We start from the raw sequence: 26,199 nt of genomic DNA, 5'->3' as shown, positions 1-26,199 counted from the left end.
AATGTATCTCCCTATTACTTTTTCTTTTGTTTAATAATAAAATCCTTTAAATAATCGGGTTCAAAATAAGCCGTATTTTCAAAGTTTTTTGTCATGAACTTATCATAAGACAAAGGGCACATTTCTCTGGCTGATGGCACAACCGAATCATCAAAAACTATATTGGGGTGTTTCAATATTTCACTGCATTTAAGGGCGCCATTTCCAATGACATATACCTTACCCCGCTCTGTATATTCGGAATATAAATCCGGTTGAACCTCCTCCACCCTGGTTTCCCTTATCTGCTCATAACCCAAATTAAACACTGCGGAATAAACTTCCATACGCCTGGCATCAAGAACAGGAATCACTATTCCCTCCTTTAACTTAAGTTGAGCTACCATACTCTCCAAAGTAGAAATTCCGATAAGAGGAATGTCCAGAGCAAAACAAAGCCCTTTCGCGGCAGAAACCCCTATCCTTAAACCTGTATAAGAACCAGGTCCTTTACTAACGGCTATGGCATCCAGATCGGTAGTCGCTATTGAAGCTTCTTCCAGTACTTCTTTTATAAAATAATGCAAGTCTTCCGAATGCGAGAAGGATGCACTATTTAGCTCTCTTAAAGCAATCATACGACCGTCTTCTGCAATGCTTACAGAGCAATTTGTTGTTGCCGTTTCTATGTTCAAAATTAGTGCCATAACTTCAGGCAAATATAAAAAGACCTGTTGGGTATAAACAATACAAAAGGCTTAATCTAATACTTATTTCATCTTTAATCAATGACTATTGGAAGGCCAAAGTAGAATTCCAATACCTTAATTCTAAATACATAGTCATATTTAGTGCGTATCACCTCGGCTTCGGCATTGTCTACTCTTGCCTGCGCCTGACTGTAATCAAATGAATTCATAATACCCACATCAAATCTTTCTTTGGAGTAATCCAAAGCCAGTATTCTGGCTTCCCTGGTTTTAACCGCCGCATCGTATGCTTTAGAGCTATTCACTACATCCACATAAGCCTGATTTATATTGGTTTCCAGGTCCAATTTGTTCTGTTCCAGATCCAGTTCAGCCTTTTTGACACTAATTTGTGATCGTTTAATATTATTTCTTGTACTCCAGCCATTAAAAACAGGAATATTAATTTGTGCTCCAAATGCAATACCATCATTTATCCATAGTTGCTCTTTAAAGGGGATTACCTGTCCTGTTATGGGATCCAGGAACTGATCTGAGTAGCGGGTATTATAATTAACAAATGCACTCAATGTTGGAGAAGCTGCTCCTTTAGCCAGGGCCAAATCTTTCTCAGCTAATTCCACATTGGTCTCAAAAAACTTCGTCTCATACCAGTAAGTCAATGCCTTATCAAAGATAGTTTTCGGAGAATTTTTCAATATGCTTGCCGCAGGAACCTCAAAGTCTACATCTGAAATGTCAAAATTTTCATAATCCGTGATCTGGAGCAACTGTGCCAGACTAATTCTGTTAATCAGAACATCGTTCTCGGCATTGATAATTTGCTGTTCCCTGGTTGCCGCAGTCGCTTCAATTTCTAATAAATCTCCTCTCGCGACTACCCCGGACTCAACCAATTCCCTTGTCCTGATTAAATCCTGTTCCGTAACCGCATAAAGTGCCCTGGCAACTTTAGCAGCTTCCTTGCTGGACAATATTCTTAAATAACTTATTGCCACATTTAATCGAATATCATTGACCAGGTCGTCCAGACGATATTGATTTGCTACTGCATTAAGTTTAGCCCGGTTCAGTCTGTGTACATTTCTAAGTCCGTCAAATAAAATCGCACTTGAAGTAACACTCCCCGAAGAGGTTATTTGTGTAGTGTTTACCGGTTGATTGTTGGTAGGGTCAAAAGACAGACCTGTATTACTTTGGCCATTCAATGTTCCATTCAAATTGGGAAGAAAAGCACCAATAGCATCCGATTTATCAATGGTGGCATTTTCAAGGTCCAATTCAAATTGTTGTATGGAGAGATTATTCTCTACCGCGTATGTAACGCATTCTTCGAGTGTCCATATCTTTTTCTGTGCCATCGCCATACCTGTCGCACATAAAAGTAAAAGAGCAGTTAGTTTAAATTTCATCTGTCGCTTATTGATAATTATAATTGATTGACTTTACGTATTAAACTTAATTAGGCGTCTTCTTCTTCAGTTTCCTCCTCTTCTTCCTCGCCCTTTTTAATCGGCTCCGTTTTATTCCAGACCTTTACTTCATCATCTGCTGTTATACCCGAAATAATTTCCACGTTAACCCCATCTGAAATTCCTATTTCCACCTCCTTGCGTTCAAATTTCTGATCTCCAACCGCAACTTCAACATAGGGTTCATCCGTTTCTTTATCAAATTGCAGAAGAGCTTCCGGAATCACCATAACACTATCTTTCTTCTCGAGTACAAGCGATGCATTAGCACTATAGCCCGCCCGGATCATAAAATCTTCTCCCACAACTACATCACCTTCAATTTTAAATTGTACCGCACCGGATTCTTCGATTCCTTTTGGAGCGATAAATTTTAACTTCGCCTCAAATTTTTCATCTTCAATTGCACCCATGGTAATTTCGAGGGGCATGCCAATTTCCAGTTTCCCAACTTCTCCCTCATCAACCTTTCCTTCAAAAATCATCTTATTCAAATCGGCAATAGTAGCTATTGTTGTTCCATCATTAAAATTATTACTCTGAATTACCTGATCTCCTTCCCTTACCGGTATTTCCAGCAATGTGCCTGCCACGGTGGCCCGAATGTTGGTGTTGGCGCTTGAAGATCCACCTGCGGAACCTCTCCTGATTATCAGATAATCTGCACGTGCATTGTCTAATTCCTGAACGGCCTGGTCATATCGCAATTGCAAAGTGTTAAAGTCCTGACTGGAAATAACTCCTTTATCAAACAGAGCCTTATTCCTCTTATATTCAATTTCAACATTATTTAATGCAATCTCGGCATTCCTTACCCTTCCGCGGGCCTGATTCAGGGATTGTTCATTAGGTACCACTTTTATTACCGCAATTAAATCACCCGCCTTAACCTGGGCACCTTCCTCCAAATAAATTGTTTCAATAATTCCAGAAATCTGAGGTTTGATTTCAATCTCGTCTTCAGGAATTACTTTGCCTGTCGCTACTGTTTTCTTCTCAATATTAGAAATAAATGGTTTTTTCGTTTCGTATGTTATGGCCGATTTACTATTGGATTTTATAAAAAAAGCAGCAGCCCACAAAGCTCCAAGCACCAATATCCCAATCAATATATATTTTACAATTTTGTTCATTTCTCTCTAATGTTAGTATCTGGTTAATGGTTTTATTTATTCTTCTCTGAGCGCATCTATGGGCTTAATACTCACAGCCCGCTGGGCTGGAATTGAACCTATTAGTGTTCCCAATATTATCATTATGGCTAAGGCTCCCAGGACATATGGTATGGGAACCGTAGGATTTGTATATGGAAAATTAATGTCCCTGGTGAGGCTATTTATCAAACTCAATACCCCGGCTCCTAATATGATCCCAACAATTCCGGCAATCATAGTGAGGAATACAGATTCCAAAATTATCAGGGAACGCACTTCCCCTGGGGTAGCACCCAAAGCCCGGCGAATACCCAATTCCTTGGTGCGTTCTTTGACAGATATCAGAAGGATATTTCCAATTCCAATTACACCTGCAAGGATTGTTGCTATACCAACAATTAAGGATAAAAAAGTTATCCCGTTGGCAAAGCCCATAATCTTGCTAAATATTTCTCCAAGATTAAAAGCCCCAAAAGCCCGTTCGTCTTCCGGATGGACCTTATGTATGCTTCTTAAAACCGCTTTGATGTCTTTTTCTACCTGAACAACATCTGCATCATCATAAGCTGCAATTGTAAAAAACTGAGAATTATCTCCTGTATTATAAAGTTTTTTGAATGTCGTAAAAGGGATAAAAATATCTCCATCCGTGCCAAATGGGGTTGTCTGTGTAAATTTATGAACTCCAACCACCTGAAAATAAACGTTCTCAACCCTAATATAGCCTCCTATAGGATCTTCATCTTTATCAAATAACTCTTGTTGCGTGCGCTCACCAATAACACAGACTTTTCTTGCCTGTGCAATATCTTCATCGTTAATAAACCTTCCGTTATCATAAATTTTTTGTGTAGCAATCTTTGCTATTTCCGGAAAGTAGCCATATACGGAATAACTATTGGATTTAATACCTCGAACAGTCAACGCGGAAGCCCCTCCAAAAGCACCCCTGGTATTCACAGGAGCTATATATTGTATTTCGGGAATACGATTTTTCAGGACAATTGCATCCTGGACTTTTAATCGCAGCTGTCTTCCGGTTTTATAACCCGCGTAAGGTATACTGGTACTTTGAGACCATGCCCATATACTATTTTTAGCTACAGTTTCGAAATTCTTTTCAAATCCGTTATCCATTCCCTTTGCAGCACCTGCCAGAGCGATATAGATAAAAATACCCCATAAAACACCTATAACGGTAATTATGGTCCTGGTCTTATTTTTTCCGATAGATCCGAAAATTTCCTGCCAGGTATTTTTGTCAAAAAGAAATCGAAAACTATTCATCTCTTAAAGCTACTATAGGTTTAATACGTGCCGCCCTTTTTGCCGGAATATAGCCTGCTATTGCTCCAAATAAAACTAAAAGAAGCGTTGCAAATACGGCAACACCAGTATTTATATACGGGTTGGTAATAAAATAATCCTCAGCCATACTTTCTCCTAAAGAGCCAAGAAGTGCAATTCCAATTAACATTCCGGCAAATCCCGATATTGTGGTAATAAAAACCGATTCAAGCAAAATTGTACTGATTACATCTTTTGGAGTCGCGCCTAAAGCTTTGCGTATTCCCAATTCCTTTGTCCGTTCCTTCACCACAAACACCATGATATTGCTTATTCCAATAATCCCAGCTATTATAGTACCAAAAGCCACAAAGGCTACAATAATTTGCAATACACGGGCAAATTGTTGATTTTGCTGCAATTGATCTGCAACATTTCGAATGAATATTCCATTCTGATCTTTTGGGCTTATAAATTTTTTGTCTTTAAAAAACTTATCCAGACTACGTTCAAAAGCCATGGCACCCATATAGCCCATCTCCGGCTTAAAGGCTACAACTATCTGGTCTACTTTATCTGTATTTTTTTCAATTAGTTGCAGGGTGGTATAAGGGACGTATATGCCACGTTCCTCTCTGTCACCCCCATCATCCTGAAAAACACCTATCACTTTAAAAGCACTCCCGCCAACGTCCACGTATTTACCAATGGCATTTCTGGCCCCAAACAGATCCAGTTCAACCAAACGCCCAATCACAGCATGTTTTGTCTTCTTCTTAATATCCTGAACATTTAAATACCGGCCTTTCATTATAATCGTCTTCTCAGCAAATTGGTGACCCCAATCTACCCCGGTGATATTATAGTTGTCGGATTCTTCTTTAAATTTCACCAATTTGCTTCTTGTAATTCTTGGGGTTACATATTCCAGGAACATTGGGAAATTTTTCTTTATATCTGCCAGATCGCTATTTTCAAATTCAATTCGCCTCGATGATTTATATCCTTTATATGGGATGGTAGTTTTTCCGGGAAAGAAATAAAATACATTTGTGGCGTCTTCCTGAAAAAATTTGTCAAAAGTGTTGATAAGACCGTTTCCCAAACCAAAAAGAGAAACAAAAATCAATATTCCCAGGGCCACCGTAAAACCTGAAAGAAAGGTCCTAAGTTTATTCTTTCGGATGGTTTGAAATATTTCGTTCCAGTTATCTCTGCTAAACATGCGCTGATGCCCTTACTTGCTTTACTTTTTTATCTTCCACAATAACACCGTCTTTCAGGTAAACAATCCTTTTGCACATATGTGCTATATCATCTTCGTGGGTTACCACTAAGATTGTATTCCCCTGGTCATTGATTTTTTGTATTAAATCCATAACCTCATACGATGTTTTGCTATCCAGTGCACCCGTTGGTTCGTCGGCCAGAAGTACTTTAGGTTCCGAGGCCATAGCCCTTGCAATTGCCACTCTTTGATTCTGACCACCTGAAAGTTCACTTGGCAAGTGATTAGCCCATTCTTTGAGACCAACCTGATCAAGGTATTTCATAGCCCTTTCCTGCCTTTCCTTTCTGGGAACTCTCTGATAGTATAAAGGCAAGGCTACATTTTCAAGTGCACTCTTGTAATTAATAAGATTAAATGACTGGAAAACAAATCCTAAAAATTTATTCCGGTAATTGGCGGCTTTGGTCTCATTGAGGTTTTTTATTGGCACACCATCCAGGGTGTATTCGCCCGAATCGGCCACATCCAACATGCCCAGTATATTCAATAAAGTGGATTTTCCTGAACCCGATGAGCCCATTATTGCGACTAATTCTCCTTCTTCAACAGTAAAATTGATCCCCTTTAAAACATGCAGGGCATTGCTGCCCATCTTATAGGATTTGTGTAAATCTTTTATTTCAATCATGGTTAGTGCCTTAAGTTATATACTATTCAAATCCAATAATAGGACAGAATAGTTCGTAAAATGTTACAAATAATCATTAAAATATTTTGTTAAAAGCTACCCTCCAAATTCATCCGGGCTAACCTCATTCCATACTTTTATCTCGTCTTCTTTATCAAGGCCCGACTTCACTTCCACATATATCCCATCGCTTATGCCCAGTTCTATATCTCTTCTTTCAAATTGCTGATCCCCGGTAGCAATTTCCAAAAATGGCTTTTTGGTTTCTGAGTCAAACTGCACCAATGCTTCTTTTATGGCAAGCACACCATCTGCCCTATCCAGGATAATGGATGCATTGGCGCTGAGACCAGCGCGTATAAAGACGGAATCCTGTTTCTTCAGGGTTCCTTTGATCTCGAACTGAATAGCTCCATTTTCCTCATTACCCTTAGGCGCTATATAATCCAGAACCGCATCAAAAGTTATATTTTCAAGAGCGCCAACTGTAATTTCCAAAGGCAGGTCCTCCTTTATCTTTCCTACCTCGGACTCATCTACCTTTCCTTCAAAGATCATTTTATCTACATCAGCTATGGCTGCTATAGTAGTTCCTTCATTAAAATTATTACTCTGAATTACCTGATTACCTACTTCTACAGGAACTTCCAAAACCATTCCGGTCACCGTTGCCCTTATCAGGGTATTCGCAGAATTGCTATACCCTTTTGTGGTTCCTGTTTTAACAATATCATATCTTTTATTTGCGGCACTATAGGATTGCTTTGCCTGATCATAACTTACCTGAGCCCTTTCGAGATCAACTTTTGAGATTACCCCTTTATTAAAAAGACTGCTCTGCCTATCAAAATTTCGCCTTTGATCATCCAGGGCAATTTTTGCTTCATCAATACTGTTTTTCGCATCATTGAGCGCATTGAGGTTTGGTACCACCTTTATTTTTGCAAGCAGGTCACCAGATTTTACAAAATCTCCACCTTCTACAAAGATTTCCTCAATAACACCGGAAATATTTGGTTTAATAAGTACTTCTTCCAAAGGCAAAATACTTCCGGTGGCCACCGTTTTTTTAATGATAGTTTGTATGGAGGGTTTCTCTGTTTCATAAACAATCGGGTCTTCTTCATTCTTTTGATAGAGGTAAAACATAGCTCCCCCAAAGGCCAAAAAAATGACAATTAGAATGACGACAGTTACTGATTTTTTCATTTTTATAGTATTAGTGATTGATGTTTAAAATTTACTCGGTTCTTAAGGCATCTATCGGCTTTACTTTTATTGCGCTTTGAGCAGGTATAAAACCTGCCAGTAAACCAGACAATACAAGGATTAACAATGCAATTGAAACTACGCCAAGGCTAACACTGGGATTCAGAAACATATCTACCGGACCATTGGCATCTAGCAGCGCATTAACTCCATAAATAAATAAAGCTCCAATAATAATGCCCGCCATACCCGAGACTATTGTCAGAAAAATAGACTCCATAAGAATCTGCTTTTTAATAGACCATGGATCCTCTCCTAATGCCCTTCGTATACCAATTTCCTTAGTCCTTTCCTTAACGACAATCAGCATAATATTGCTCACCCCGATTATACCGGATAACAAGACTAAAATCCCTACAAAATAGGCGATAAAACTCATTGCCCCGAAAAGGCTTTCCACCCTGTTATACTGTTCATACAGATCGAAATAACCAACCGCCCTGGTATCTTCAGGATGAATTTTATGCCTGTTTTTCATTAAACTAACAATATCCTCTTTCAGACTGGATATGGAGGTTCCATCAGAAGCTGTTATAGCCATCCAACCTACATCATTGCCCATATTAAATGCCTGGGAAAAAGAAGTAAAGGGCACAAATATTTCTTTTTGGGCTTCTTCCCCATCCCCATCGCTACTTCTCTTCTTATAGGCACCCACCACCATAAAATTTACACCCTGAATCTTAATGTAACTACCTATCACCTCCTCACCTCTGTCATATAGCTCATTTCTAACTCCGGCTCCTATAACTGCTATTTTACGTTTTTCCAGAATATCGTTCTGATTTAAAAAACGTCCTTCCGTAATGGTCATAGGATCCTGGTTAATTATCTCAGGATAATCTCCATAAACGTTGTATGCCCCCGTATTTATACCTCTAACTACATTGTTGTCATTCCCAAATCCTCTCAATTGATTTCTGGGTGATATAAAGCGCAAATTGGGTATATTTTCGCTTATACTCTTTACATCATCCACCTTAAATTGAAATCTTCTTCCGATGGGTAAGCCCATATGCGCTTTTGTAGTACTGCGTGTCCACATAAACATGGTATTCGTAGCAATATCGCCAAAATCTGCTTTTATGCCATTTTCCAGGCCTTTTCCCGCAGAAAGTAAAATTATTAAAATGAGTATTCCCCAAAAAACGCCAAATGCAGTAAGCACAGTCCTGAACCAGTTAGTGGTCAGCACTTCTATTATTTCTTGCCATCGATCTCTTTTAAACATAGCTATAATATCTTATTCGTCTCGTAAGGCTTCAATAGTATGAATACTTGCAGCTCTCCACGCCGGGAAAAAACCGGCAATCGTTCCGGCTAATATGAGTACTACAACAGTAGAAAGAGCAACATTCAAATTAACAGAAGGGTTCAGAATATAATCTACTTCTACATATGGTCCTAGTATTTCCAAAAGCCCCATACTAAAAATTAGTCCGGTGAACCCGGAAATTGCCGTTACAAAAATGGATTCCTGTAAAATCATACCCACAATGGACCAGGGCTTAGCCCCCAGGGCTTTTCGGATACCTATTTCTCTTGTCCTCTCTTTCACAACAATCAGCATTATGTTGCTTACACTAACTACCCCGGCAATGATTGTACAGATCCCTACAAACCAGAAAAAGAGTTTAATATTCCTGATGAGACTATAATAGCGTTTCGCTTCTTCCAACGCACTCCAAACCTGTATTGCACCGGTATCTTCGGGTGCCACGGTATGCACCTGCTGAAGGTGCGCCTGCAATTTTTCCTTAAAAGCTGTAGCCTGAGCAACGGCCAGGTCAAAATTTTCCTCCATTGGCAATGTATAGCTCATATTATTAATTCTATCACCCCCATTAAATACCCGTTGTGCCGTAGTTACAGGAATATATATGCGTTCCTCCTCCCGGTCTTCTCTCTCCGAATAGATACCAACAATTTTAAATAATACTCCAGATATATTTATGTACTCTCCCAAGGGAGTCTTAAGATCCTCAAAAACATCGCGTTTGATTTTATTTCCAATTATAGCAACTTTGGCAGTAGTTACTTCATCCTGGTAATTTAAAAATCTCCCTTCAGACATTTTAGCATTTTCAATAAACTGAAAATCATAGGAAACGCCTTGTATACCGTAAACCAAGGCCTCTTTTCCATAATTTACAGACACATTACGGACAAATATCCTGGGCGATTTGTACTCAATTTTATCTCCAAACAATGCAAGTGAAGATTCATAATTTTCATTTTTCAGCTGGATACTCCTTCCGGGGTTTAGCCCCTTAAATTCTTTGGAAGTTACCCCCGGCCAAACCCACACGCTGGTAGCAGCATCTTCTTCAAATTCATGGGCAACACCATTTTGCATTCCCTGACCAAAACCTAATAAAATTACCAGAATAAAAATACCGGAGGCCACAGACAGACCTGTGAGGAAAGTCCGTAATTTATTTTTACGGATCGTGTCAAATATTTCCTGCCATCTTTCGAGATCGAGCATGGAGTTGGTTGAATTATAATTGATGGTTTAACCCCTTATAAATAAGACTTCAGGATATGGTAATTGTTACAGTAGGAACAGTAAAAAACTGTTAAAATCGGGGCTGTTTTTATGACCTCAATTTTCTGTAAACAAAGTAAAAAAGAACGCCCAGCAAAATATAAGGAAGCGCCATCAAATAAACAATCCCATTATTAATACCTTCAGCCATAGAATTATCGTCCTGACTTTCCAGAACTGCCCTGCACATGGCACATTGAGCTGCTGATAGCCGAGGCAGTAAAACGAATAGAATTACCAGTATAAAGTCTCTAATTTTCAATACAGTATATAGTAATTAATAAACATTATAAAATACATATTTTTAATATTCGTAATAAGGTGAAATCATTAAATAGACAATGACTCCGGTAACTGCTACATATAGCCAAATGGGGAATGTGATTTTCGCCAGCTTACGGTGGCGCTCAAAATCTTTTAAATATGCCCGGGCATAAGTCTTAAGCACAAGCGGTATGATAACAACAGATAACATAATATGCGAGAAAAGTATAAAGTAATATACATACTTAATTGCACCTATACCTCCATAAGAAGTAGAATCGGCTGTCATATGATATGCAATATACATTAGCAAAAACAGCAAAGACAGAACAATACATGTACTCATAATATTCTGATGCAAAACTCTTTTACCATTCTTAATGGCCCAAACGGCATAAATAAGTAAGATCGCTGTAATTCCATTTATAGTGGCATAGATTGGGGGAAGAAATCCTAAAGGCTCAGAATTCGGGATTTTGACACCAAATAAAACAACCACCACCAAAGGAACCAAAACTGATACCACAGTAATTATCCTGTTAAACTTCCGCTCTTCGGCTGCCATACTTTGTTTATTCATTTAAAAGCTTTTTTATGTCTTCCTTTAAAATACTGACCTCCTGTATTTCGCCTTCGTCATTTTCTCCCTGAGACTCACTAATGGTTCCTCTGTAATAAATAATTGGATTACCAAAATCGTCCGTTCGCGAGCGGAGATATCCATTTTTGTCGACAAGTGCAAATAAGCCCGAATGTTCAAATCCTCCGGGAACTCCCTGGTTTTCTGCTGCAAAAATATTAAATCCGATATTTGCCAGGTCATAGATTGCCTGCCTGTTACCGGTCATTAAGTGCCAATCCATATCATTAATACCATATTTCTCGGCATATTGTTTCAGAATCCTGGGCGTATCGTATTCCGGATTAATTGTAAACGAGGCTACACCAAAATTATCAAAGTCCCTGAACTCTTCCTGGATTTCAACCAAATTAGAATTCATAACCGGACAAATTGTAGGGCACGTTGTGAAAAAAAACTCCACTACATAAACCTTTCCTTCGTAGTCTTTTTCTGAGATTAAGAGGCTATCCTGATTGAGAAATTGAAAAGACGGGACCTTTCTTTTCTCATTATTCAAATAAATAAAATTGAGTGGTTCATCAGCCTCAGTTTGATTCATACGATCGTGTTCTATAATCGTACCTGTTTTTATGCGTTCAATAATTTTGGGAATAAATATTATGCCGAAAACAAGGATTACAAGGGATACCCAAACATAGGTGTATTTATTTTTCATTAATTGGTTCTATCAGCGTTGTTTTTCTTTAGTGCCAAGCGATACTCTGCCAGAATGATTTTTACATCATCCTCCATTTTATTATTAAGTTCGGCAACAGAGGTGGCGTTAAAGCCATACTTGGTGGTCTCCTCTTCATCGTTTGTCCTTCCCCTTAGATTTTTGTCCTTGTCAATTATGAAAACATAGTGGGTTCCTAAACTTTCGTCAAGACTGAGATTGGTCTTTAATGAATTGAAAACTGCTTCGATTCTTTCGTCTTCCGTAAATATAAAATTCCAATTCTTTATATCAACTAAATTGCCAAGTTCTGCTTTTAATTCCTCAACTTTTTCCTCAGTTCCTATAGGCATTATCATGACAATTTGAAAATCATTAAACTCATAGAATGGTTTGTATATTTTCTGATTCAGATTAAATGCATTGCCTTTTTTAAGTTCAACATTATATCCTAAAAAGCCCAAAATTGTAATCTTATTCTCGAAAGTTATATTATCTGCATTTTCAGGAGCATTTAGGACTTCCTCAGTCAGTACAGGAAGTTTTCCAAAATTGTTTACTCCGGAGGCAAAAAACAAGTAGGCAACCAGTGGCAGAATAAAAAGTACCACCAGAACGAATGTCTTTTTCATTTAACATTATTTAGACATTACAAAAATAAAAAAGACGGTTGTTATACCGTCTTTATGTGTTGTTAATTCCTTGTTAGAAATTCCAGGTTACGTAGCCGTCTTTAAAGACATTATAAATATAATCCGCTTCGAACAAGAGTATAAAAATAAGATAGGCCACCAAAAAAATTGGAGTCCATACAATGGCCCTTCGCAAGGACTTTTTCTCATCTCGCAAATGCATGAAATCCCATGCTATGTAGTAAGCTTTAACCAGGGTAAGGATTATAAAGATCCAATTAAGCAGTTTCATACCCAAAAATGTATTCACTGTAAGAACATGTGGTTTCGTAATCCCGAGAGCTACCTCTATAGCAGTGACTATTGTCAGGAAAACCAGTACACCCCATATCTTTTGGGTGTTGGATTTAAATTTTATTAGTCCTCTAAAAATCTCCAGCTTGTGCGCGTGTGCCATTTTAAATTGTGTTTATTATATTGATCTTCTTTTATTAATTCTTTGCGTCTTTTTCTTAAACCAGATAGAAAAACGTGAAAACAAATACCCAGACTAAATCAACAAAATGCCAATAGAGTCCTACCTTTTCGACCATTTCATAATGACCCCTTCTTTCATAAGTGCCCAGAATCACATTAAAGAAAATAATAATGTTGATAATTACACCGGAAAATACGTGGAATCCATGAAAGCCGGTAATGAAGAAAAAGAAATCAGCAAAAAGTCGACTTCCATACTCATTCCTTATCAGGTTGGCACCTTCAACAACTAATTTGGCATCTTTGATTTTATTTAATGATTCTTCCCTGGTCAAAAGTGTTTTTTCTCCTTCAGAATTAATGGTTTCTGTTCTGATCAGAATATTAGGATTTGATTTTAACCCTTCTGTAACCTCATTAACGGTATAGGAAGGAAGCGCTTCGCCCTTATAAAACCAAACACCGTTTTTTCTTTCATGATCCAAGCGCTCCGAAGGTAATTCCTTGGAAAAATCTGCTAACGCAGCCCTTTCACCGGTATCCGCTTTTACAAATTGCAAAATTCTTCCACCCTTTGTCTCCAAAGCTCCGTAATCTCCTTTTATGAATGTAGCCCATTCCCAAGCCTGAGAACCCACAAATATAGCACCCCCTATAATCGTAAGGAACATATAAATAATGGTCTTGTTCTTCATCATCTTGTGTCCTGCATCAACCGCAAGCACCATAGTGACAGATGACATTATCAGGATAAATGTCATAAAAGCAACGTAGTACATCGGAAAATTTCCATGAAAAAATGGAACGTGCGTAAACACCTCATCGGCTATTGGCCAAGTTTCGATAAATTTAAATCTGGAGAAACCATAAGAGGCTAAAAATCCCGAAAACGTCAAAGCATCCGAGACTATAAAAAACCACATCATTAGCTTTCCGTAACTCGCTCCTAAAGGTCGGTTTCCACCTCCCCAAACGCTTTCTTCTGTACTTGTTGCTACTGTAGAATCCATAAACAAATTTATCGTGTTATAAGAATAATGGCAAATTTACATTTTTTTCAACTATAGAAAAGCCCAAATAGGATTCAAATGAAATTTTATATTCATTTATTATCCAAAGAAATAAAAAAACAATATAAGATAGACCCATAAGAGATCCAAAAAATGCCAAAAAGTAATTCCCAGTTCAACTCCGAGGATATTATTGGCAGAGTAATTACCCCGGATATTATTGTACAATACCACCAAAAGAGAAATGAGCCCCGAAATAACATGCACAATGTGTACAGCTGCAATTAAAAAAATGTAAGACATTGTAATATTACTGGTAGGCCCGGTAAAATAGTATCCCTGCTCAATTAACTGAGAAAATCCGGAGAACTGAATAATAATAAACGCAATACCAAGTATCAGAGTTAAAAACAACCATTTAGTACCAAGGCCGGCGTTATTTGCCCGGATTGCTTTTTTTGCAAGGATGTAGGTGCCACTGCTTAGGATTATGATTGCGGTGCTTAATAAAAATGCCGACGGAAGAACAAAGTCCTTAAGCCAATCTGCGCGGGAACTGCTTACGATGTAGGCACTTGTCCATCCTGCAAAACCCATAAGCAGACTTGCTATTCCAAACCACAACATCATTTTCTTTGCCCTGGCTTTCTTTTCTTTATTTGTACCTTGTGTAAGATCCATACGAATTATAAAAATTTATCGATTACATAAACCAATTGCATAAGTGTTATATAGCTTACGCTGATCAACATAAGTTTCCTTGCGGATTTATTATCTCTTTTTTCAAATAATACAAAGCCAAAAACCAACATTACCAATCCCAAAATAAGGATTATTACAGCAGCCGGAATAGACAAATGTAATCTGCCTGTTATTCCAAAGGCCGGTATTACGGAGATGATTATCATCCATACGGTATACATTATTATCTGAATCGCAGTACCCTTATCCTTTTTCCCGGTAGGTAACATTTTGAAACCTCCTTTTTGATAATCTTCATCCAGCATCCATGCCAATGCCCAAAAGTGAGGAAACTGCCAAAAAAATTGAATCATGAACAGAGTACCCGGCTCAATTCCGAAATTATTGGTAGCAGCAACCCAACCCAGCATAAAAGGTATGGCTCCCGGAATTGCACCTACAAAAACCGATAAAGGTGTTTTTGTTTTTAAAGGTGTATAAACGCTGGTATAAATGAATATTGATATAGCACCAAACATCGCTGTTTTAGGGTTGAGTACATACAGGCTTACCACACCGGAAATTGTCATCAAAACAGCCAGGGTCATGGCCTTGTTAACAGACATTCTGCCTGCAGGAATAGGCCTGTTACGGGTCCTATTCATCAAAGCATCGAGGTCTTTTTCAATAACCTGATTAAAAGCATTGGAAGCACCTACCATACAATAACCCCCGAATGCCAATAGTAGTAGTGCTAATGGATTTACTTCATAGGCTCCTAAAAGGTAGCCGGCTAAAGATGAAAAGACAACGCTTAATGCGAGTCTTGATTTGGTAATCTCCTTAAAATCAGCAAAAGTCAATAAACTTTTTGTATTGTTTGCCGATCCAACAGCCGTCTTCATTTGAAATCCTTAATGTATAGAAAGTGAAGCATTATCTTCACTTTTATGAGGTGGCAAAGATAAGGCCCATTACATTTTCATGCAACCAATTGTGTTTGTTTATATTATCTTTAAAGCACTCATTAATAAATATATAAATCTATGGCCTTTTACAAAACTAAAGTCGGGTTTTTCATCTTCATTTCATCCTTTTGTGTTTCATTGTTATCTGCACAAGAGGAGGAAGTGGTTATAAGCATTGATAAACTTTCCAGCGACGTTTATATGCTTACAGGACAAGGCGGCAATATCGGTATTTATATTGGGCAAAAACATGTCTTTATGATCGATGACCAATTTGATCGTTTAAGTGATAAAATAAAGGCTGCTATTGCATCACTTACCAATAAGCCTATTGCATTTCTGTTTAATACACACATGCACGGGGATCATACAGGGGGTAATGCAAATTTTAATACAGACCTTACCACTCTGGTAGCTCATGATAATGTTCGAAAGCGCGTAATGGCCGGTCAGCAAAAAAAACTAGATGATAAAAAAATTACTTTGGCATACTACAATAACATGTTACCTGAAGTTACTTTTTCTGAAGATATAAGCTTTTATGACGATGATGAGACCATAATGGCATTTCATGTTCATAATGCGCACACAGACGGCGATGCCATGGTCTATTTTGTAAATAATGATGTAATACATATGGGCGATACCTATTTTGCCGGGAGGTATCCCTATATTGATCTGAAAAGTGGTGGTAGTCTACAGGGTTTTATTGATGCGCATAAAAAAGCATTGATGGTAATAAGTGAAGAGACTAAAATTATACCGGGTCATGGAAGACCTTCTTCAAAAAAGGAACTGGAAAGTTATGTTGGCATGTTAGAAGATCTGAAATCCAATATAATGGCTGCAATTGTGGCGGGAAAAAGTCTGGAAGAGGTAAAAAGCGACAACAGCATTAGTGCCGCTTATGATAACTCTCATGGCAGTGGGTTTATTAAACCCGAGGTTATGAGGGAGACCTTCTATAGAAGTTTAAAGAGTCAATAATTTAATACAGAAAAAAACCCTGCCGTTTTTTGCGGTCAGGGTTTAAATATATTATTGATTTTTGTGCTTATTGCAATTTAAACGTAATTGGAATACTAAAAGGCACCCTAACCGCTCTTCCTCTTTGCTTACCAGGAGTCATCCTGGGAAGTTTCTCAATAATTCTCAATGCTTCCTGTTCCAGGTTTTTATCCGGACCTCTGTATCTGATATTTCCAATGCTTCCATCCTTCTGAATGGTAAACATAACATTTACTCTTCCCTGTACACCCATTTCCTGAGCAATTTCAGGATAACGGAAATTTTTACGAATATGTTTTTGCATCATTTCATTGAAACAGGCTCTTTTATCACTGGCTCCTTCACAGCCTGGAAATATTGGCACATCTTCAATAACCGCAAATGGAACATCAATATCTTCTTCTATTTCCTCAACATCAACGTCTTCAACTTCTATAACTTCTTCTTCCTGACTTGTTTCTGTTGATTCAATCACCGTTTCTTCTACTTCTTCCTCATCCTCAACAACTTCAATAACTTCAGGAGCTGCAGGCGGTGGCGGCGGTGGAGGTGTTTTGATCTGTTCTGTCATGGGAACTTCCTCATCCAGATTATCTTCAACATTCAATGAAATGTCGTATTCATTAGTTTTATCATAAGTTTTCCACTCAAAGGCCCCCCAAACAATTAACATAACAAAGGCCAATCCTAAAACAAAATAAAGCCCGCTATTATTTCTCAAATCGGCTTTCGGATTCTTTTTTAGTTCCATCTTCTAAAATTTTAATATTCGCTAATTTAACTATTAATTTAATTAAAAAACAATTAATCTTTCCATTTTAACGGGGTTTTACCCAAAAAAAGAATAAATATTATGCCGCCTCCAAAAAAAGCGCCAAGGCTATTGGCAAGCACATCATATAAATCTCCGCTTCTGTAATTCGTAAATGTATTTTGAATTACTTCAATAACTATACCATAGATGATAACAACCACCATGGAAATAATTACTGTTCCTAATAGGTTAAATTGTCCTTTAGTCCGTTCCTTTATCAACATTGATCCCAAGATGGCAGCTATGAAATAAAAAACGAAGTGTACTAACTTATCAAGATGAGGAATGCTTATTTTTTGAGTGTCAAAACCCTCAAATGAATAGAGACTAAGTATAGTGATTAGTAGCATCCAGCAGATAAAACCACTGGTAAAAACATATTGTTTAAACACCAATAAGCTCCTTATAATCTGCCTCACTCATAAGACTATCAATCTCCGAGGCATCATTTATCTTCACTTTAATCATCCAGCCATCACCATAAGGGTCCGAATTCACTTTTTCGGGCTCATCCTCAAGAAGTTCGTTTAATTCGATTATCTCCCCACTTAAAGGCAGAAAAAGATCGGATACGGTCTTTACTGCTTCCACAGTTCCAAAAACCTCATCCCTGTCTAAAGTTTCATCCAATGTTTCTACTTCTACATAAACTATATCGCCAAGTTCTCCCTGTGCAAAATCTGTAATACCTACAGTAGCTATATCACCTTCGATCCTGATCCATTCATGATCTTTGGTGTACTTTAAATCGGATGGTATATTCATTTTATTTCGTTTTGTATTGCCCGCAAATGTACTGGATAATCTGTTTGTTTTCAAAAAAAATTAAATTAGATATGCGGCTGAATTCTGGAGTGGTTAAAAATTATAACATAACAAAATCTCAACAGATAAATCTTTGGTCTTTTCCTACAAACACGATGCTGAATAGGATTAATTTCCAAAATTATATCGAATGGTAAACCCTGTATTGATGGTAGTCTGTGGAAAGGCCGTAGAAACCGCGAATTTGGAGAAAGAATAGTCGAAAAAGAACAATGCATTCAGGTTTTTACTTAGAGCGTAGTCTGCCGTAAATTTGGTGGATAACAAATTCTGCCCTGCAGTTGTCTGATTATTATCCAGACTGAGATTCCTGATAATAGTAAGGTTATCTCTTAATGTAAAATCTGCCTTTAGATTTAAATCACCCTTCAAACGCTGCTTTTGCCCACCAATATTTGTTACAAATTTTACATCCTTGAAACGATATCCCAGTCCCAATGTATAATCCTGGCCATTTATCTCTGTAAGCAAATTATTATCGAAGCTAAAGGAATAAGCTCTGTCTGTGCCTACTTCTGCCACAACGCTTAATGAATTTTGCATTTCAAAATCTACCCTTATTAAGGGATTAAACTGGTCTGTAAGAACCACATTGTTAATAATATTCTCAGGAAGATAATCCTGTGTTTCCTGATTAATCGGAGGGAGATTGTCATTTACAAGCTGTGATCTTTCGAGGTTGGTTTGGAATGTATTTATACTGTATGCAGAACGATAACCATGGCTCAGAGAAAATCGTTTGAACTTCTTTTTAAACGATTTAATGCGCATTAACCCGGTATACTTAATATTCCAGTTAGGGACAGGGATTTCCCTAAAAGCATCCAGATTAACTCTGTTTACATCCTGACCGGTGTAGGCGGCAAAGAAAGCCGGCAAAATCACATCCTGGCTGGTGGGGCCATACCTCAATGGGTATCCATTTTCATCTACGCCTTCATCCGGACTCGACCTGTCCGAGAATAACCTCTCTGCTACGACAATTCTATTATTTTTGAATGTTTCAAAATTCTTCGATTGAAATTCATCACTTTTACTAAACGATGTGCCAATCATTATAGTTGATATACTGAAGTTTCCAAAAGTGTTCGGCGTCTGAGGTGTATACACCCCATCATTGATCTCAAAATTCTCCTGCAAACTGCTGGAAAATTGCCTGTCTGCCAATAAATCAATGGTCAAATCCCTGACCGGTTGGGCCGTAGCCGTAATATTCAGTTGTTTGTTAGTTCGTTTTATAAATTGTTCATTGAACTCGTTATAAGGGGTAAGCCAGCCGTTGCGGGCCGCTTCAAAGCGCACATCTTTCTGGCTTCCGAAGACAAATCCCAATGAAGGCCTTGTTGTTCCAATAAACCCGATAGACTGCGTATATCCGGGCAAAACCGTACCATTATTCTCTCTGTAATTTACGTTGATACGCTTCACCATTGTTACTATATCAATAACAGTATTGAATGCACCACTACTTTTCTTTTTTGGTTTTTCCTGCCCGGCAGCCGGGTTTCCCGCTTTATCGAGCCGAACAGCAGCAGTACCGGCATTTCCCTTGCCATCCCTCCTTTTAAGCCCTATCTGGTCATATAAACGTTGCATACTTAACGCGGCGGTGATGGTATGAGTATTGGCATTTTGAATAGTATTAATAACAGCATTTGGATCTCCAAGGGCATCCTGGACAACTTCATTTAAGGCATCACCCCCCCGTTGCCAATCAAAGTTACTGGTGTACGTATATTGCGCATTGACAAAGTCAAGAATAGGTATCTTGTTAAGTGGAATATCATAATTGAGCTGAAATTGCTGGGCATGGCGGTTAGGCTCTCCTATGTCGAAGAAGCCATTCCAGATATTCAGGTCGCGGTTAATATCTGAATCCGGGTTCCCATCCTCCGTAAAGTAGTTACGAACAATATTATTGTTAGAAGTCGTAATATTCAGGCGCAAAGATTTAGACAAACTATAATTAAGGGCATATTGCCAATTAAAAAGATAGTTCCTTTGCTGCAGTAATGGCAATGGAAGCTTATCCACGCCAGCCTCCAGAACATCCCTGAAACGCTGCTGATTGAATTGACGATTGTAATCTGACTGGACAGAAAAGCTGGTTGGCAACAAATTAAAATTCATTTCTTTCAACCATTTCAAATAACTCCCGGTAAACAGGGAATCCTGTTTTTCAAAAGGAGCTACGGAAGCAGGTTTAAAATTATAGTTATATACAAATCCTGTCTTTATATTCTGATCCTTTAAACTTGCTACCTCAAAATCCCTGTGCTCTGTTTCGTTGTAGGAGTAATTAAATGTAAAATTTTCAATATCATAAATATGGGACTTGGCTTCAGGACCCCTGTTTTTTCTTACCCCAATAAAGTTTATACTTGTCCTCTTTGTATAGTCTTCTGCCTGTTCCCTTATTTCCTCCTCTTCTTCCTTTGTATTTGCCGCGTCGATCCTGTCTTCAAGCTTTAAATCGTCATATACAGGATCAAATTCAGGGGTTATTAATTGCTCCGAAACGCCATAATTGAAAGGAATTTGTACATTCCATTTTTTAGGAAGAAGTTGTCCGAGAGATACATTTGTAACCACATCATAAGCTACGGCATCCTCCCTGGAGCGTTCATTTGGCCTTTGATCCACAGAGCCAAATCCCGGAGTGCTTTTACCCCCCGTAGCCGTGACATTAGCAAAATCTGCAAGGTTTGCATCAACAGCAGCAAGTGCAGCCCATCCGCCATTATTATCTAAGCCTGCCATGCGCAATTCGTTAAACCAAACTTCACCACGAGCGGGTAGGTTATCAATATTCTTTACACCCAGCATCGCACTTCGCAGTGTCCCTATTGATGGATTACCCCTTATTCCTATTCGAATCTGCCCTAATTCTCTTGGAGCAAACTCATCAACTGCAACTACTTCCCCATCTATTATTTCATAAAAATTAAGCTCATTCAAGGATTGGTCGGCGATACCTTGAGATTTAACTTTCGTAAGGTCACTCAGGGCAATATCCAATTCATTTATTTCCGGCCATATTTCTTCCGGAGTAGCAGAACCAAAAGGCGTAAATTTTAAAGGGACTTCTATTTGATAAAAATTTTCAGAGAAATCTGTCCCTATCCTAAGAAATGCAACCAGGGGCACATCGTCATCCAGGTAATCAGAATTCACAATCTTCTCCGCATGCAAAAACATCTTTAACCTTTTGTATTGCCGGACATCAATATTTACATTTTTAAAGACACCCCGGGAGTCCTGAGGTTCAAGATTCTCTACCTTGAAAGACAAAGACTGTTCATTTTGACGAATGATGGTGTTATTATTATTTAATTGCTCTCTAAGAACACCCGGGGGCAAAACATAAGGAATAGGCGTTCTGGAATTATTCTCTTCTATATTCACAGTGTTAACATCCACGACTGTGGCATCATCTGATGGGTCATCATTATCCGAGGAAAGAGTTTTTAAATAAGTTCTCCAATCGATACGCACAAGATCCAGGGTGGCAAATCGTAAAACTACATCATCTGTAAAGCCCGTAAGATACATCCGCATAAAACTGATAGATCTGAAATCCGTTACCCCGCCTATTGCATCTGTAAAATCACTTAATGGAATCTTGTATTGAATCCATCGACGGTTTAGTTGTGTTCCGTTTGGTAAATCAGGGGTGGTTCCTTCACTGATATCTGTTACATAGAGATCGTTAATCGTGGTGTTAGGTTTAATAGGAATGCGATACTCGAAATAGCTGTTAATTGTATTCATGGTAAGGTCGCGGTTAACGTCTTCCACATCGGGCAGGGTTGTAGATCCCCTGTCAGTATTTGTTACAGTAACAGGTGAATTTCCCTCAGTATTATTAAAGTCGATGTAGCGCTCTAAAATACCCCCTTCCCTATTCAGATAGTACTGAAAATTATCAAGTGCGGGATCTTCTGGTGGTCCATTGTAGCCCTGTGCTGCTTCCTGACTATTATCAAGGCCATCAAAACCAATATCCTGTAGTGATCGGTTAGTTTCACTGGCATCAAAAGCATAAACCAAAGACTGGGTAGCCGGCACTACCCCCCAAGGAGTAGGTGTAGTGAGATCATTACTCTCTACGCCGGGCAAACCGTTTTCATATTGTTTTCTTCCATCATTAAGAATGTCCTCTGAAATATTTCCCAAATTTATAACCAACTCACCGGGGCCGGTAGCTATGCCATCTACATAAGGATCCATGACCCAGAATTGAACAAACTCAACATTTGATTGTTCAAAATTTGTACTACTTAAAGAACGCATCATACCTGCCCATTTTTGATCGGGTTGCAGACCATCGAAAGTAGTGCTGGCATTATAAGGCCCTTTCTGATTTGGATAATAAGCCATATCAAAAGTATTCTGGACTGTAGTTTGCCCCTGGGCTATATCTGTCTGTGGAAATACTTCATCGATAAAAACCCTGCGCGTCTCATTTGTAGATATATCATCATCATTAATCCCCGAAGGACGCTGGTTTGTATAAAAAATAGGGTCTATAGTATACCAGGCCATTTTTGCCCTTTCAAAACCTGTTTCGAAATCCTGCTCTCCATCTATCTGAAACTCTACGGGCGTACTGGCCAATGACCAGCCTAATGACGAACGGATATCTATGAGGGCCTGAGCACCTTCAAAATCATCTAAATATGTTGTGGTTTCCCCTTGAAAGTCGGCATTTTTGGGAGAGTTTGGGTTGAGGTATGCGGCTTCCGCGCGAACAGATACATTAGAGGCTACATCCGTATCTATATTAGGTAATTTATTTACAAGCCTGGTTAGAAAAGGGACTTCTGTCGAAAAATTTGCATTAAGACCAAAAATGCTATTATTTACGGGCTCAACACCATAATTAGACTTCTGAGTCAGTGGCCTTTCATTCAGGTTTTGAAAAGTTCCTCCCAAAATAAAGTTCTGACTGAATTGGTGTTCAATATTAAAACCGGTGAATCTTCTGGTTTGCTGGCCAAAAATTGCATTGTTTTCTACAGAAATATTTATTGGTGTATTTGAAGCCTGTAAACTGGGGTCTAAAATCTGAACCGTTCCAGCCTGGTAATTTACCGTGTAATCTATTCCTTCCTGCAATTGACGGCCGCCTGCGGTTACACGGACAGATCCCCTGGGCACATTAAAAGCACCTATAGGGATACCGCTTGATCCTTCGGATTTATAGCGCCCTTTAAGTTTGAATCTGTTTTTCTCAGCATCCTGCAAAGAAGCGGCTTTGGTGAGGGCATACATATTTCTAAAAACATACTTTTGCTGGTTTTCGTTATATCCCTGATCATTATCTACATCATAGTCACCACCACCCAGGACATCAAATAAAAACTCTCCAAAAGGTTCTACCTTGGTAAATAGAATTAAACCATTCTGCGTGTTCACTGTAATACCCGGAACAAAATCGAAGAACCCATCCCCGCCTCTCTGAACATCATTAAAAGCATTCAGGCGGTCGAGATTAAAAACATCCAGCAGAATTCTATCCTGCAATGCTCCCTCCGGTGAATTTTCATCGGGCCATCCGGAACCAGGTCCTTCAACCACAGGTAAGATATAATTTCTGGGGGTCGGATCTGAATATAAAATATTAAACTTGAAATCTTCCTGACTAAGTTGAAAAGCACCTGTTGCATAAATGTTTTTCATCATTAGATCCCAGATAGGATCGGCCACATTGGTAATGTTACTCTTTAATAATTTAAGGACCAGCGTATTGTTATTAATTTGAGGTACCTCAACACCAGGTGAGACCGAAGTCGCATCTATGCCCCCATTTGCAAATTCCCCAACCTGAAAAATTTCACCATTATAAGTGTACTGAAAGGCTACTGCCAGCACTTCATCATTGCTTAAGCGCTGGTTCAGAGAAATATATCCCAATTGTGAATCGAACTGGTAATCTCTTCCTGTTTCCAGTTTTCTCGCGTTTTCCAAAATGGCATAGTCAAATCCCTGATTTATCTGATATCCCGTATTTATATCAAAACCATCATCTACTGTGGCAATATCTCTAATGTTGGAGTTTAAAACTCCCCCATTATCGATTAATTGAGGGTCGTAGTCATTTGCATTATTTCTTGGTAATTCCTGGTTAGTAGCTGAGGTGTTAAAAAATCCTGCCGGTTCGCCATTTGCAATTCCAATCCTGGTATTATCCTTAAGGGCCTCGCCCAAATCCTGAATAGCAACTATGTTCCTGACGTTAAGTGTTTGCTGGCCTCTATTTGTAACCCAAACTTCGAGACGGGTTATTTGAACCTGACTTTTAATAAAGGGGTAATTGGTTAAAGCGTCATCATATTGATCTCTAAAAAACTGGGCCAGAAAAAAGTGTTTGTCCTCATCGTAGTCCAGAGCAGATAATTCAAAATCATTCAAGGTTCCGCCACCCTGAGCCACTACCGAACTGTTTTGGGATTGTTGCTCCGAGAAGACCGCGGTTATAGTGGTCCTGCCAAATTGCAATTGTGTTTTTACACCGAAAAGGCTCTGAGCCCCTCTGATCAATGAACTATTTAAAGGAAAGCTCACATTACCTACCTCAATTTTTCTTATTATATCATCTTCGGTTGGTGTATAATCCAACTTTATTAAATTCTGAAAATCGAAAGTGGCCTCAGTATCGTAATTGGCAGTTACCTGCAAACGCTCGCCAATTTTGCCCAGCAAGCTTAAACTAATCCGCTGATCAAAATCAAATGAGAGATTGGTACGGTTTCTTGGAGAAAGAGCAGGATTGTCATTTTTTTGCCAAATAACACCGAGGTCCATCGCAACAGATCCCTGGGGGATAACTTCAATAGTATTGCCCCCAAAAATGGTTTCAAAAAATCCGCTGTTAACATAAAAATTTGGAAGCAGGTTTTTTCGGGCTTCCTCGGAGCCTTCTTTTTTCCCTGAGAAGGCATCTATTTTCTCTTTGAAATAGGACTTCATGTTTTCTTGTTGAACAAGATCCAAATACTGCTCCGGTGTAAGTATAATTGGGTAGCTAATATCAAAATCCCCCACCATCTCAGAATAGATATACATGTCTAGTTTGGGATCATAGGTATATTTGGAAACAATGCTATTGGGGTTTTCCATTGCAATTCTACCCAGAGCAAATCCTGTCTGAACTGAATCTACCTGTACAGAATCTGTCTCCTGTTCATTAGTCTCCTGGGCCTGTGCAGTATTCCAAACTCCTAGAAAAATGAAGGATAGTAAAAAAAGCTTAAATGAAAATGATTTAAGATTTGATTTTGCCCCTTTTTTCAAACTTATTACAAATTTTTAAGCGCATGTTTTATAATGTCCTCTGCGCTTAGTGAGGGGTCCTGGGCCAAAACCTTGTCCACAGCCTTTTCTGACTGTCTCCGGACAAACCCGAGAACCTCTAAAGCAGATAACGCTTCTTCTTTATTTGTATTGTTTGAATTTTGTGAAACTTCATCCAGATCATAGATTTTTAAAATCTTGTCTTTTAGGTCTAAAATTACCCGTTGTGCTGTTTTGGCACCTATACCCTTGACAGCCTGAATTGTAGGAACATCCCCACAGGCAATTGCGTCTCTAATCTGAAAGGGGGTGAGTGAAGAAAGCATCGTCCTTGCTATATTTGATCCGATACCGGATACGGACAATAATAACCTGAATATTTCTCTTTCAGAGTTTTCCGCAAACCCATATAGCGTATGCGAGTCTTCCTTTATTTGTAAATGTGTATAAAGCTGAATGTTTTCTGAATCTGAAATTTTTGAAAACGTATGGAGTGAAATGTTTACGAAGTAGCCAACACCGGCGCATTCTATTACCACATAAGTGGGATTCTTTTCAACAAGCCTGCCTTTTAGATGGGTAATCATT

Annotated in this window: 22 protein-coding genes; 1 reads left to right on the top strand and 21 read right to left on the bottom strand. The window is 38.6% G+C overall.

The features are described 5' to 3' along the window. Positions 1 to 14: 14 nt before the first annotated feature. From tsaB to cyoE, 16 genes are all read right to left on the bottom strand, one after another. Entirely contained in the window at positions 15 to 686 is a 672-nt protein-coding gene (tsaB, locus tag G504_RS0113605) for a tRNA (adenosine(37)-N6)-threonylcarbamoyltransferase complex dimerization subunit type 1 TsaB (protein ID WP_019670743.1), read from the bottom strand. A gap of 74 nt (positions 687 to 760) precedes the next feature. Further along, positions 761 to 2,101: a TolC family protein gene (locus tag G504_RS0113600; protein ID WP_026348583.1), complete on the bottom strand. Its 1,341-nt coding sequence runs from the start codon at positions 2,099 to 2,101 to the stop codon at positions 761 to 763. 50 nt (positions 2,102 to 2,151) lie between these two features. Continuing rightward, a complete protein-coding gene (locus G504_RS0113595) occupies positions 2,152 to 3,294 on the bottom strand; it encodes an efflux RND transporter periplasmic adaptor subunit (protein ID WP_019670741.1) in 1,143 nt (380 codons plus the stop codon). Between the two features lie 36 nt (positions 3,295 to 3,330). Further along, the gene (locus G504_RS0113590; RefSeq protein WP_019670740.1) at positions 3,331 to 4,602 is read right to left on the bottom strand and encodes an ABC transporter permease; all 1,272 of its coding nucleotides are present in this window, start codon (positions 4,600 to 4,602) and stop codon (positions 3,331 to 3,333) included. Continuing rightward, a complete protein-coding gene (locus tag G504_RS0113585; RefSeq protein ID WP_019670739.1) occupies positions 4,595 to 5,827 on the bottom strand; it encodes an ABC transporter permease in 1,233 nt (410 codons plus the stop codon). Before G504_RS0113585 ends, G504_RS0113590 begins: the two co-directional genes overlap by 8 nt. Beyond that, positions 5,820 to 6,521 carry an ABC transporter ATP-binding protein gene (locus G504_RS0113580; protein ID WP_019670738.1) on the bottom strand — a complete coding sequence of 234 codons (702 nt, stop codon included), beginning with the start codon at positions 6,519 to 6,521 and terminating at the stop codon, positions 5,820 to 5,822. The genes G504_RS0113585 and G504_RS0113580 overlap by 8 nt, the downstream gene beginning before the upstream one ends. A gap of 96 nt (positions 6,522 to 6,617) precedes the next feature. Further along, complete coding sequence (locus tag G504_RS0113575) at positions 6,618 to 7,730, bottom strand: efflux RND transporter periplasmic adaptor subunit (RefSeq protein ID WP_019670737.1); 1,113 nt, start codon at positions 7,728 to 7,730, stop codon at positions 6,618 to 6,620. A 31-nt stretch (positions 7,731 to 7,761) separates the two neighbouring features. Beyond that, positions 7,762 to 9,021 carry an ABC transporter permease gene (locus G504_RS0113570; RefSeq protein ID WP_019670736.1) on the bottom strand — a complete coding sequence of 420 codons (1,260 nt, stop codon included), beginning with the start codon at positions 9,019 to 9,021 and terminating at the stop codon, positions 7,762 to 7,764. A 12-nt stretch (positions 9,022 to 9,033) separates the two neighbouring features. Further along, positions 9,034 to 10,278, bottom strand: a complete 1,245-nt coding sequence (locus tag G504_RS0113565) for an ABC transporter permease (RefSeq protein ID WP_019670735.1) — start codon at positions 10,276 to 10,278, stop codon at positions 9,034 to 9,036. Positions 10,279 to 10,642: 364 nt separating this feature from the next. After that, entirely contained in the window at positions 10,643 to 11,182 is a 540-nt protein-coding gene (locus G504_RS0113555) for a DUF420 domain-containing protein (RefSeq protein ID WP_019670733.1), read from the bottom strand. Further along, positions 11,175 to 11,900 carry an SCO family protein gene (locus tag G504_RS0113550; RefSeq protein ID WP_019670732.1) on the bottom strand — a complete coding sequence of 242 codons (726 nt, stop codon included), beginning with the start codon at positions 11,898 to 11,900 and terminating at the stop codon, positions 11,175 to 11,177. Before G504_RS0113550 ends, G504_RS0113555 begins: the two co-directional genes overlap by 8 nt. Next, entirely contained in the window at positions 11,900 to 12,532 is a 633-nt protein-coding gene (locus G504_RS0113545; RefSeq protein ID WP_019670731.1) for a hypothetical protein, read from the bottom strand. The genes G504_RS0113550 and G504_RS0113545 overlap by 1 nt, the downstream gene beginning before the upstream one ends. Positions 12,533 to 12,605: 73 nt before the next feature. Continuing rightward, entirely contained in the window at positions 12,606 to 12,989 is a 384-nt protein-coding gene (locus G504_RS0113540) for a cytochrome C oxidase subunit IV family protein (protein WP_019670730.1), read from the bottom strand. 55 nt (positions 12,990 to 13,044) lie between these two features. Then, a complete protein-coding gene (locus G504_RS0113535) occupies positions 13,045 to 14,019 on the bottom strand; it encodes a cytochrome c oxidase subunit 3 (protein WP_019670729.1) in 975 nt (324 codons plus the stop codon). Between the two features lie 99 nt (positions 14,020 to 14,118). Next, on the bottom strand, positions 14,119 to 14,700 hold the full coding sequence (locus tag G504_RS0113530) for a cytochrome c oxidase subunit 3 (RefSeq protein ID WP_019670728.1): 582 nt from the start codon (positions 14,698 to 14,700) through the stop codon (positions 14,119 to 14,121). 5 nt (positions 14,701 to 14,705) lie between these two features. Further along, positions 14,706 to 15,605, bottom strand: a complete 900-nt coding sequence (cyoE, locus tag G504_RS0113525; protein ID WP_019670727.1) for a heme o synthase — start codon at positions 15,603 to 15,605, stop codon at positions 14,706 to 14,708. Positions 15,606 to 15,746: 141 nt separating this feature from the next. Here cyoE and G504_RS0113520 point away from each other — a divergent pair, with 141 nt between their 5' ends. Continuing rightward, entirely contained in the window at positions 15,747 to 16,655 is a 909-nt protein-coding gene (locus tag G504_RS0113520; RefSeq protein ID WP_019670726.1) for an MBL fold metallo-hydrolase, read from the top strand. 67 nt (positions 16,656 to 16,722) lie between these two features. On the opposite strand, the gene G504_RS0113515 is transcribed toward G504_RS0113520, so the two are convergent. The 5 genes from G504_RS0113515 to ruvA all read right to left on the bottom strand — a co-directional run bounded on the left by G504_RS0113515 (position 16,723) and on the right by ruvA (position 26,198). Then, a complete protein-coding gene (locus tag G504_RS0113515) occupies positions 16,723 to 17,427 on the bottom strand; it encodes an energy transducer TonB (protein WP_019670725.1) in 705 nt (234 codons plus the stop codon). Between the two features lie 53 nt (positions 17,428 to 17,480). Further along, on the bottom strand, positions 17,481 to 17,840 hold the full coding sequence (locus G504_RS0113510) for a VanZ family protein (protein WP_083930767.1): 360 nt from the start codon (positions 17,838 to 17,840) through the stop codon (positions 17,481 to 17,483). A gap of 34 nt (positions 17,841 to 17,874) precedes the next feature. After that, on the bottom strand, positions 17,875 to 18,255 hold the full coding sequence (gene gcvH / locus G504_RS0113505) for a glycine cleavage system protein GcvH (RefSeq protein ID WP_019670723.1): 381 nt from the start codon (positions 18,253 to 18,255) through the stop codon (positions 17,875 to 17,877). Positions 18,256 to 18,423: 168 nt separating this feature from the next. Further along, positions 18,424 to 25,611 carry a T9SS outer membrane translocon Sov/SprA gene (gene sov / locus G504_RS0113500; RefSeq protein ID WP_019670722.1) on the bottom strand — a complete coding sequence of 2,396 codons (7,188 nt, stop codon included), beginning with the start codon at positions 25,609 to 25,611 and terminating at the stop codon, positions 18,424 to 18,426. A gap of 5 nt (positions 25,612 to 25,616) precedes the next feature. Next, positions 25,617 to 26,198 carry a Holliday junction branch migration protein RuvA gene (ruvA, locus tag G504_RS0113495; RefSeq protein ID WP_019670721.1) on the bottom strand — a complete coding sequence of 194 codons (582 nt, stop codon included), beginning with the start codon at positions 26,196 to 26,198 and terminating at the stop codon, positions 25,617 to 25,619. Position 26,199: the final 1 nt, after the last annotated feature.

This window comes from Eudoraea adriatica DSM 19308 (assembly GCF_000382125.1).
GTDB lineage: Bacteria > Bacteroidota > Bacteroidia > Flavobacteriales > Flavobacteriaceae > Eudoraea > Eudoraea adriatica.
The sequence above is the reverse complement of the archived record's forward strand: the minus strand, read 5'-3'. Positions and strand labels throughout refer to the sequence as shown.

What these genes read in the sequence shown, in the direction of transcription:
- G504_RS0113535 (WP_019670729.1), bottom strand. Translation starts at nt 14,019, where the DNA reads ATGGATTCTACAGTAGCAACAAGTACAGAAGAAAGCGTTTGGGGAGGT.
- tsaB (WP_019670743.1), bottom strand. Translation starts at nt 686, where the DNA reads ATGGCACTAATTTTGAACATAGAAACGGCAACAACAAATTGCTCTGTA.
- G504_RS0113555 (WP_019670733.1), bottom strand. Translation starts at nt 11,182, where the DNA reads ATGAATAAACAAAGTATGGCAGCCGAAGAGCGGAAGTTTAACAGGATA.
- G504_RS0113515 (WP_019670725.1), bottom strand. Translation starts at nt 17,427, where the DNA reads ATGGAACTAAAAAAGAATCCGAAAGCCGATTTGAGAAATAATAGCGGG.
- G504_RS0113530 (WP_019670728.1), bottom strand. Translation starts at nt 14,700, where the DNA reads ATGGATCTTACACAAGGTACAAATAAAGAAAAGAAAGCCAGGGCAAAG.
- G504_RS0113550 (WP_019670732.1), bottom strand. Translation starts at nt 11,900, where the DNA reads ATGAAAAATAAATACACCTATGTTTGGGTATCCCTTGTAATCCTTGTT.
- cyoE (WP_019670727.1), bottom strand. Translation starts at nt 15,605, where the DNA reads ATGAAGACGGCTGTTGGATCGGCAAACAATACAAAAAGTTTATTGACT.
- G504_RS0113580 (WP_019670738.1), bottom strand. Translation starts at nt 6,521, where the DNA reads ATGATTGAAATAAAAGATTTACACAAATCCTATAAGATGGGCAGCAAT.
- gcvH (WP_019670723.1), bottom strand. Translation starts at nt 18,255, where the DNA reads ATGAATATACCATCCGATTTAAAGTACACCAAAGATCATGAATGGATC.
- G504_RS0113585 (WP_019670739.1), bottom strand. Translation starts at nt 5,827, where the DNA reads ATGTTTAGCAGAGATAACTGGAACGAAATATTTCAAACCATCCGAAAG.
- G504_RS0113520 (WP_019670726.1), top strand. Translation starts at nt 15,747, where the DNA reads ATGGCCTTTTACAAAACTAAAGTCGGGTTTTTCATCTTCATTTCATCC.
- G504_RS0113510 (WP_083930767.1), bottom strand. Translation starts at nt 17,840, where the DNA reads ATGCTACTAATCACTATACTTAGTCTCTATTCATTTGAGGGTTTTGAC.
- G504_RS0113590 (WP_019670740.1), bottom strand. Translation starts at nt 4,602, where the DNA reads ATGAATAGTTTTCGATTTCTTTTTGACAAAAATACCTGGCAGGAAATT.
- G504_RS0113595 (WP_019670741.1), bottom strand. Translation starts at nt 3,294, where the DNA reads ATGAACAAAATTGTAAAATATATATTGATTGGGATATTGGTGCTTGGA.
- G504_RS0113600 (WP_026348583.1), bottom strand. Translation starts at nt 2,101, where the DNA reads ATGAAATTTAAACTAACTGCTCTTTTACTTTTATGTGCGACAGGTATG.
- G504_RS0113540 (WP_019670730.1), bottom strand. Translation starts at nt 12,989, where the DNA reads ATGGCACACGCGCACAAGCTGGAGATTTTTAGAGGACTAATAAAATTT.
- G504_RS0113565 (WP_019670735.1), bottom strand. Translation starts at nt 10,278, where the DNA reads ATGCTCGATCTCGAAAGATGGCAGGAAATATTTGACACGATCCGTAAA.
- G504_RS0113570 (WP_019670736.1), bottom strand. Translation starts at nt 9,021, where the DNA reads ATGTTTAAAAGAGATCGATGGCAAGAAATAATAGAAGTGCTGACCACT.
- G504_RS0113545 (WP_019670731.1), bottom strand. Translation starts at nt 12,532, where the DNA reads ATGAAAAAGACATTCGTTCTGGTGGTACTTTTTATTCTGCCACTGGTT.
- ruvA (WP_019670721.1), bottom strand. Translation starts at nt 26,198, where the DNA reads ATGATTACCCATCTAAAAGGCAGGCTTGTTGAAAAGAATCCCACTTAT.
- G504_RS0113575 (WP_019670737.1), bottom strand. Translation starts at nt 7,730, where the DNA reads ATGAAAAAATCAGTAACTGTCGTCATTCTAATTGTCATTTTTTTGGCC.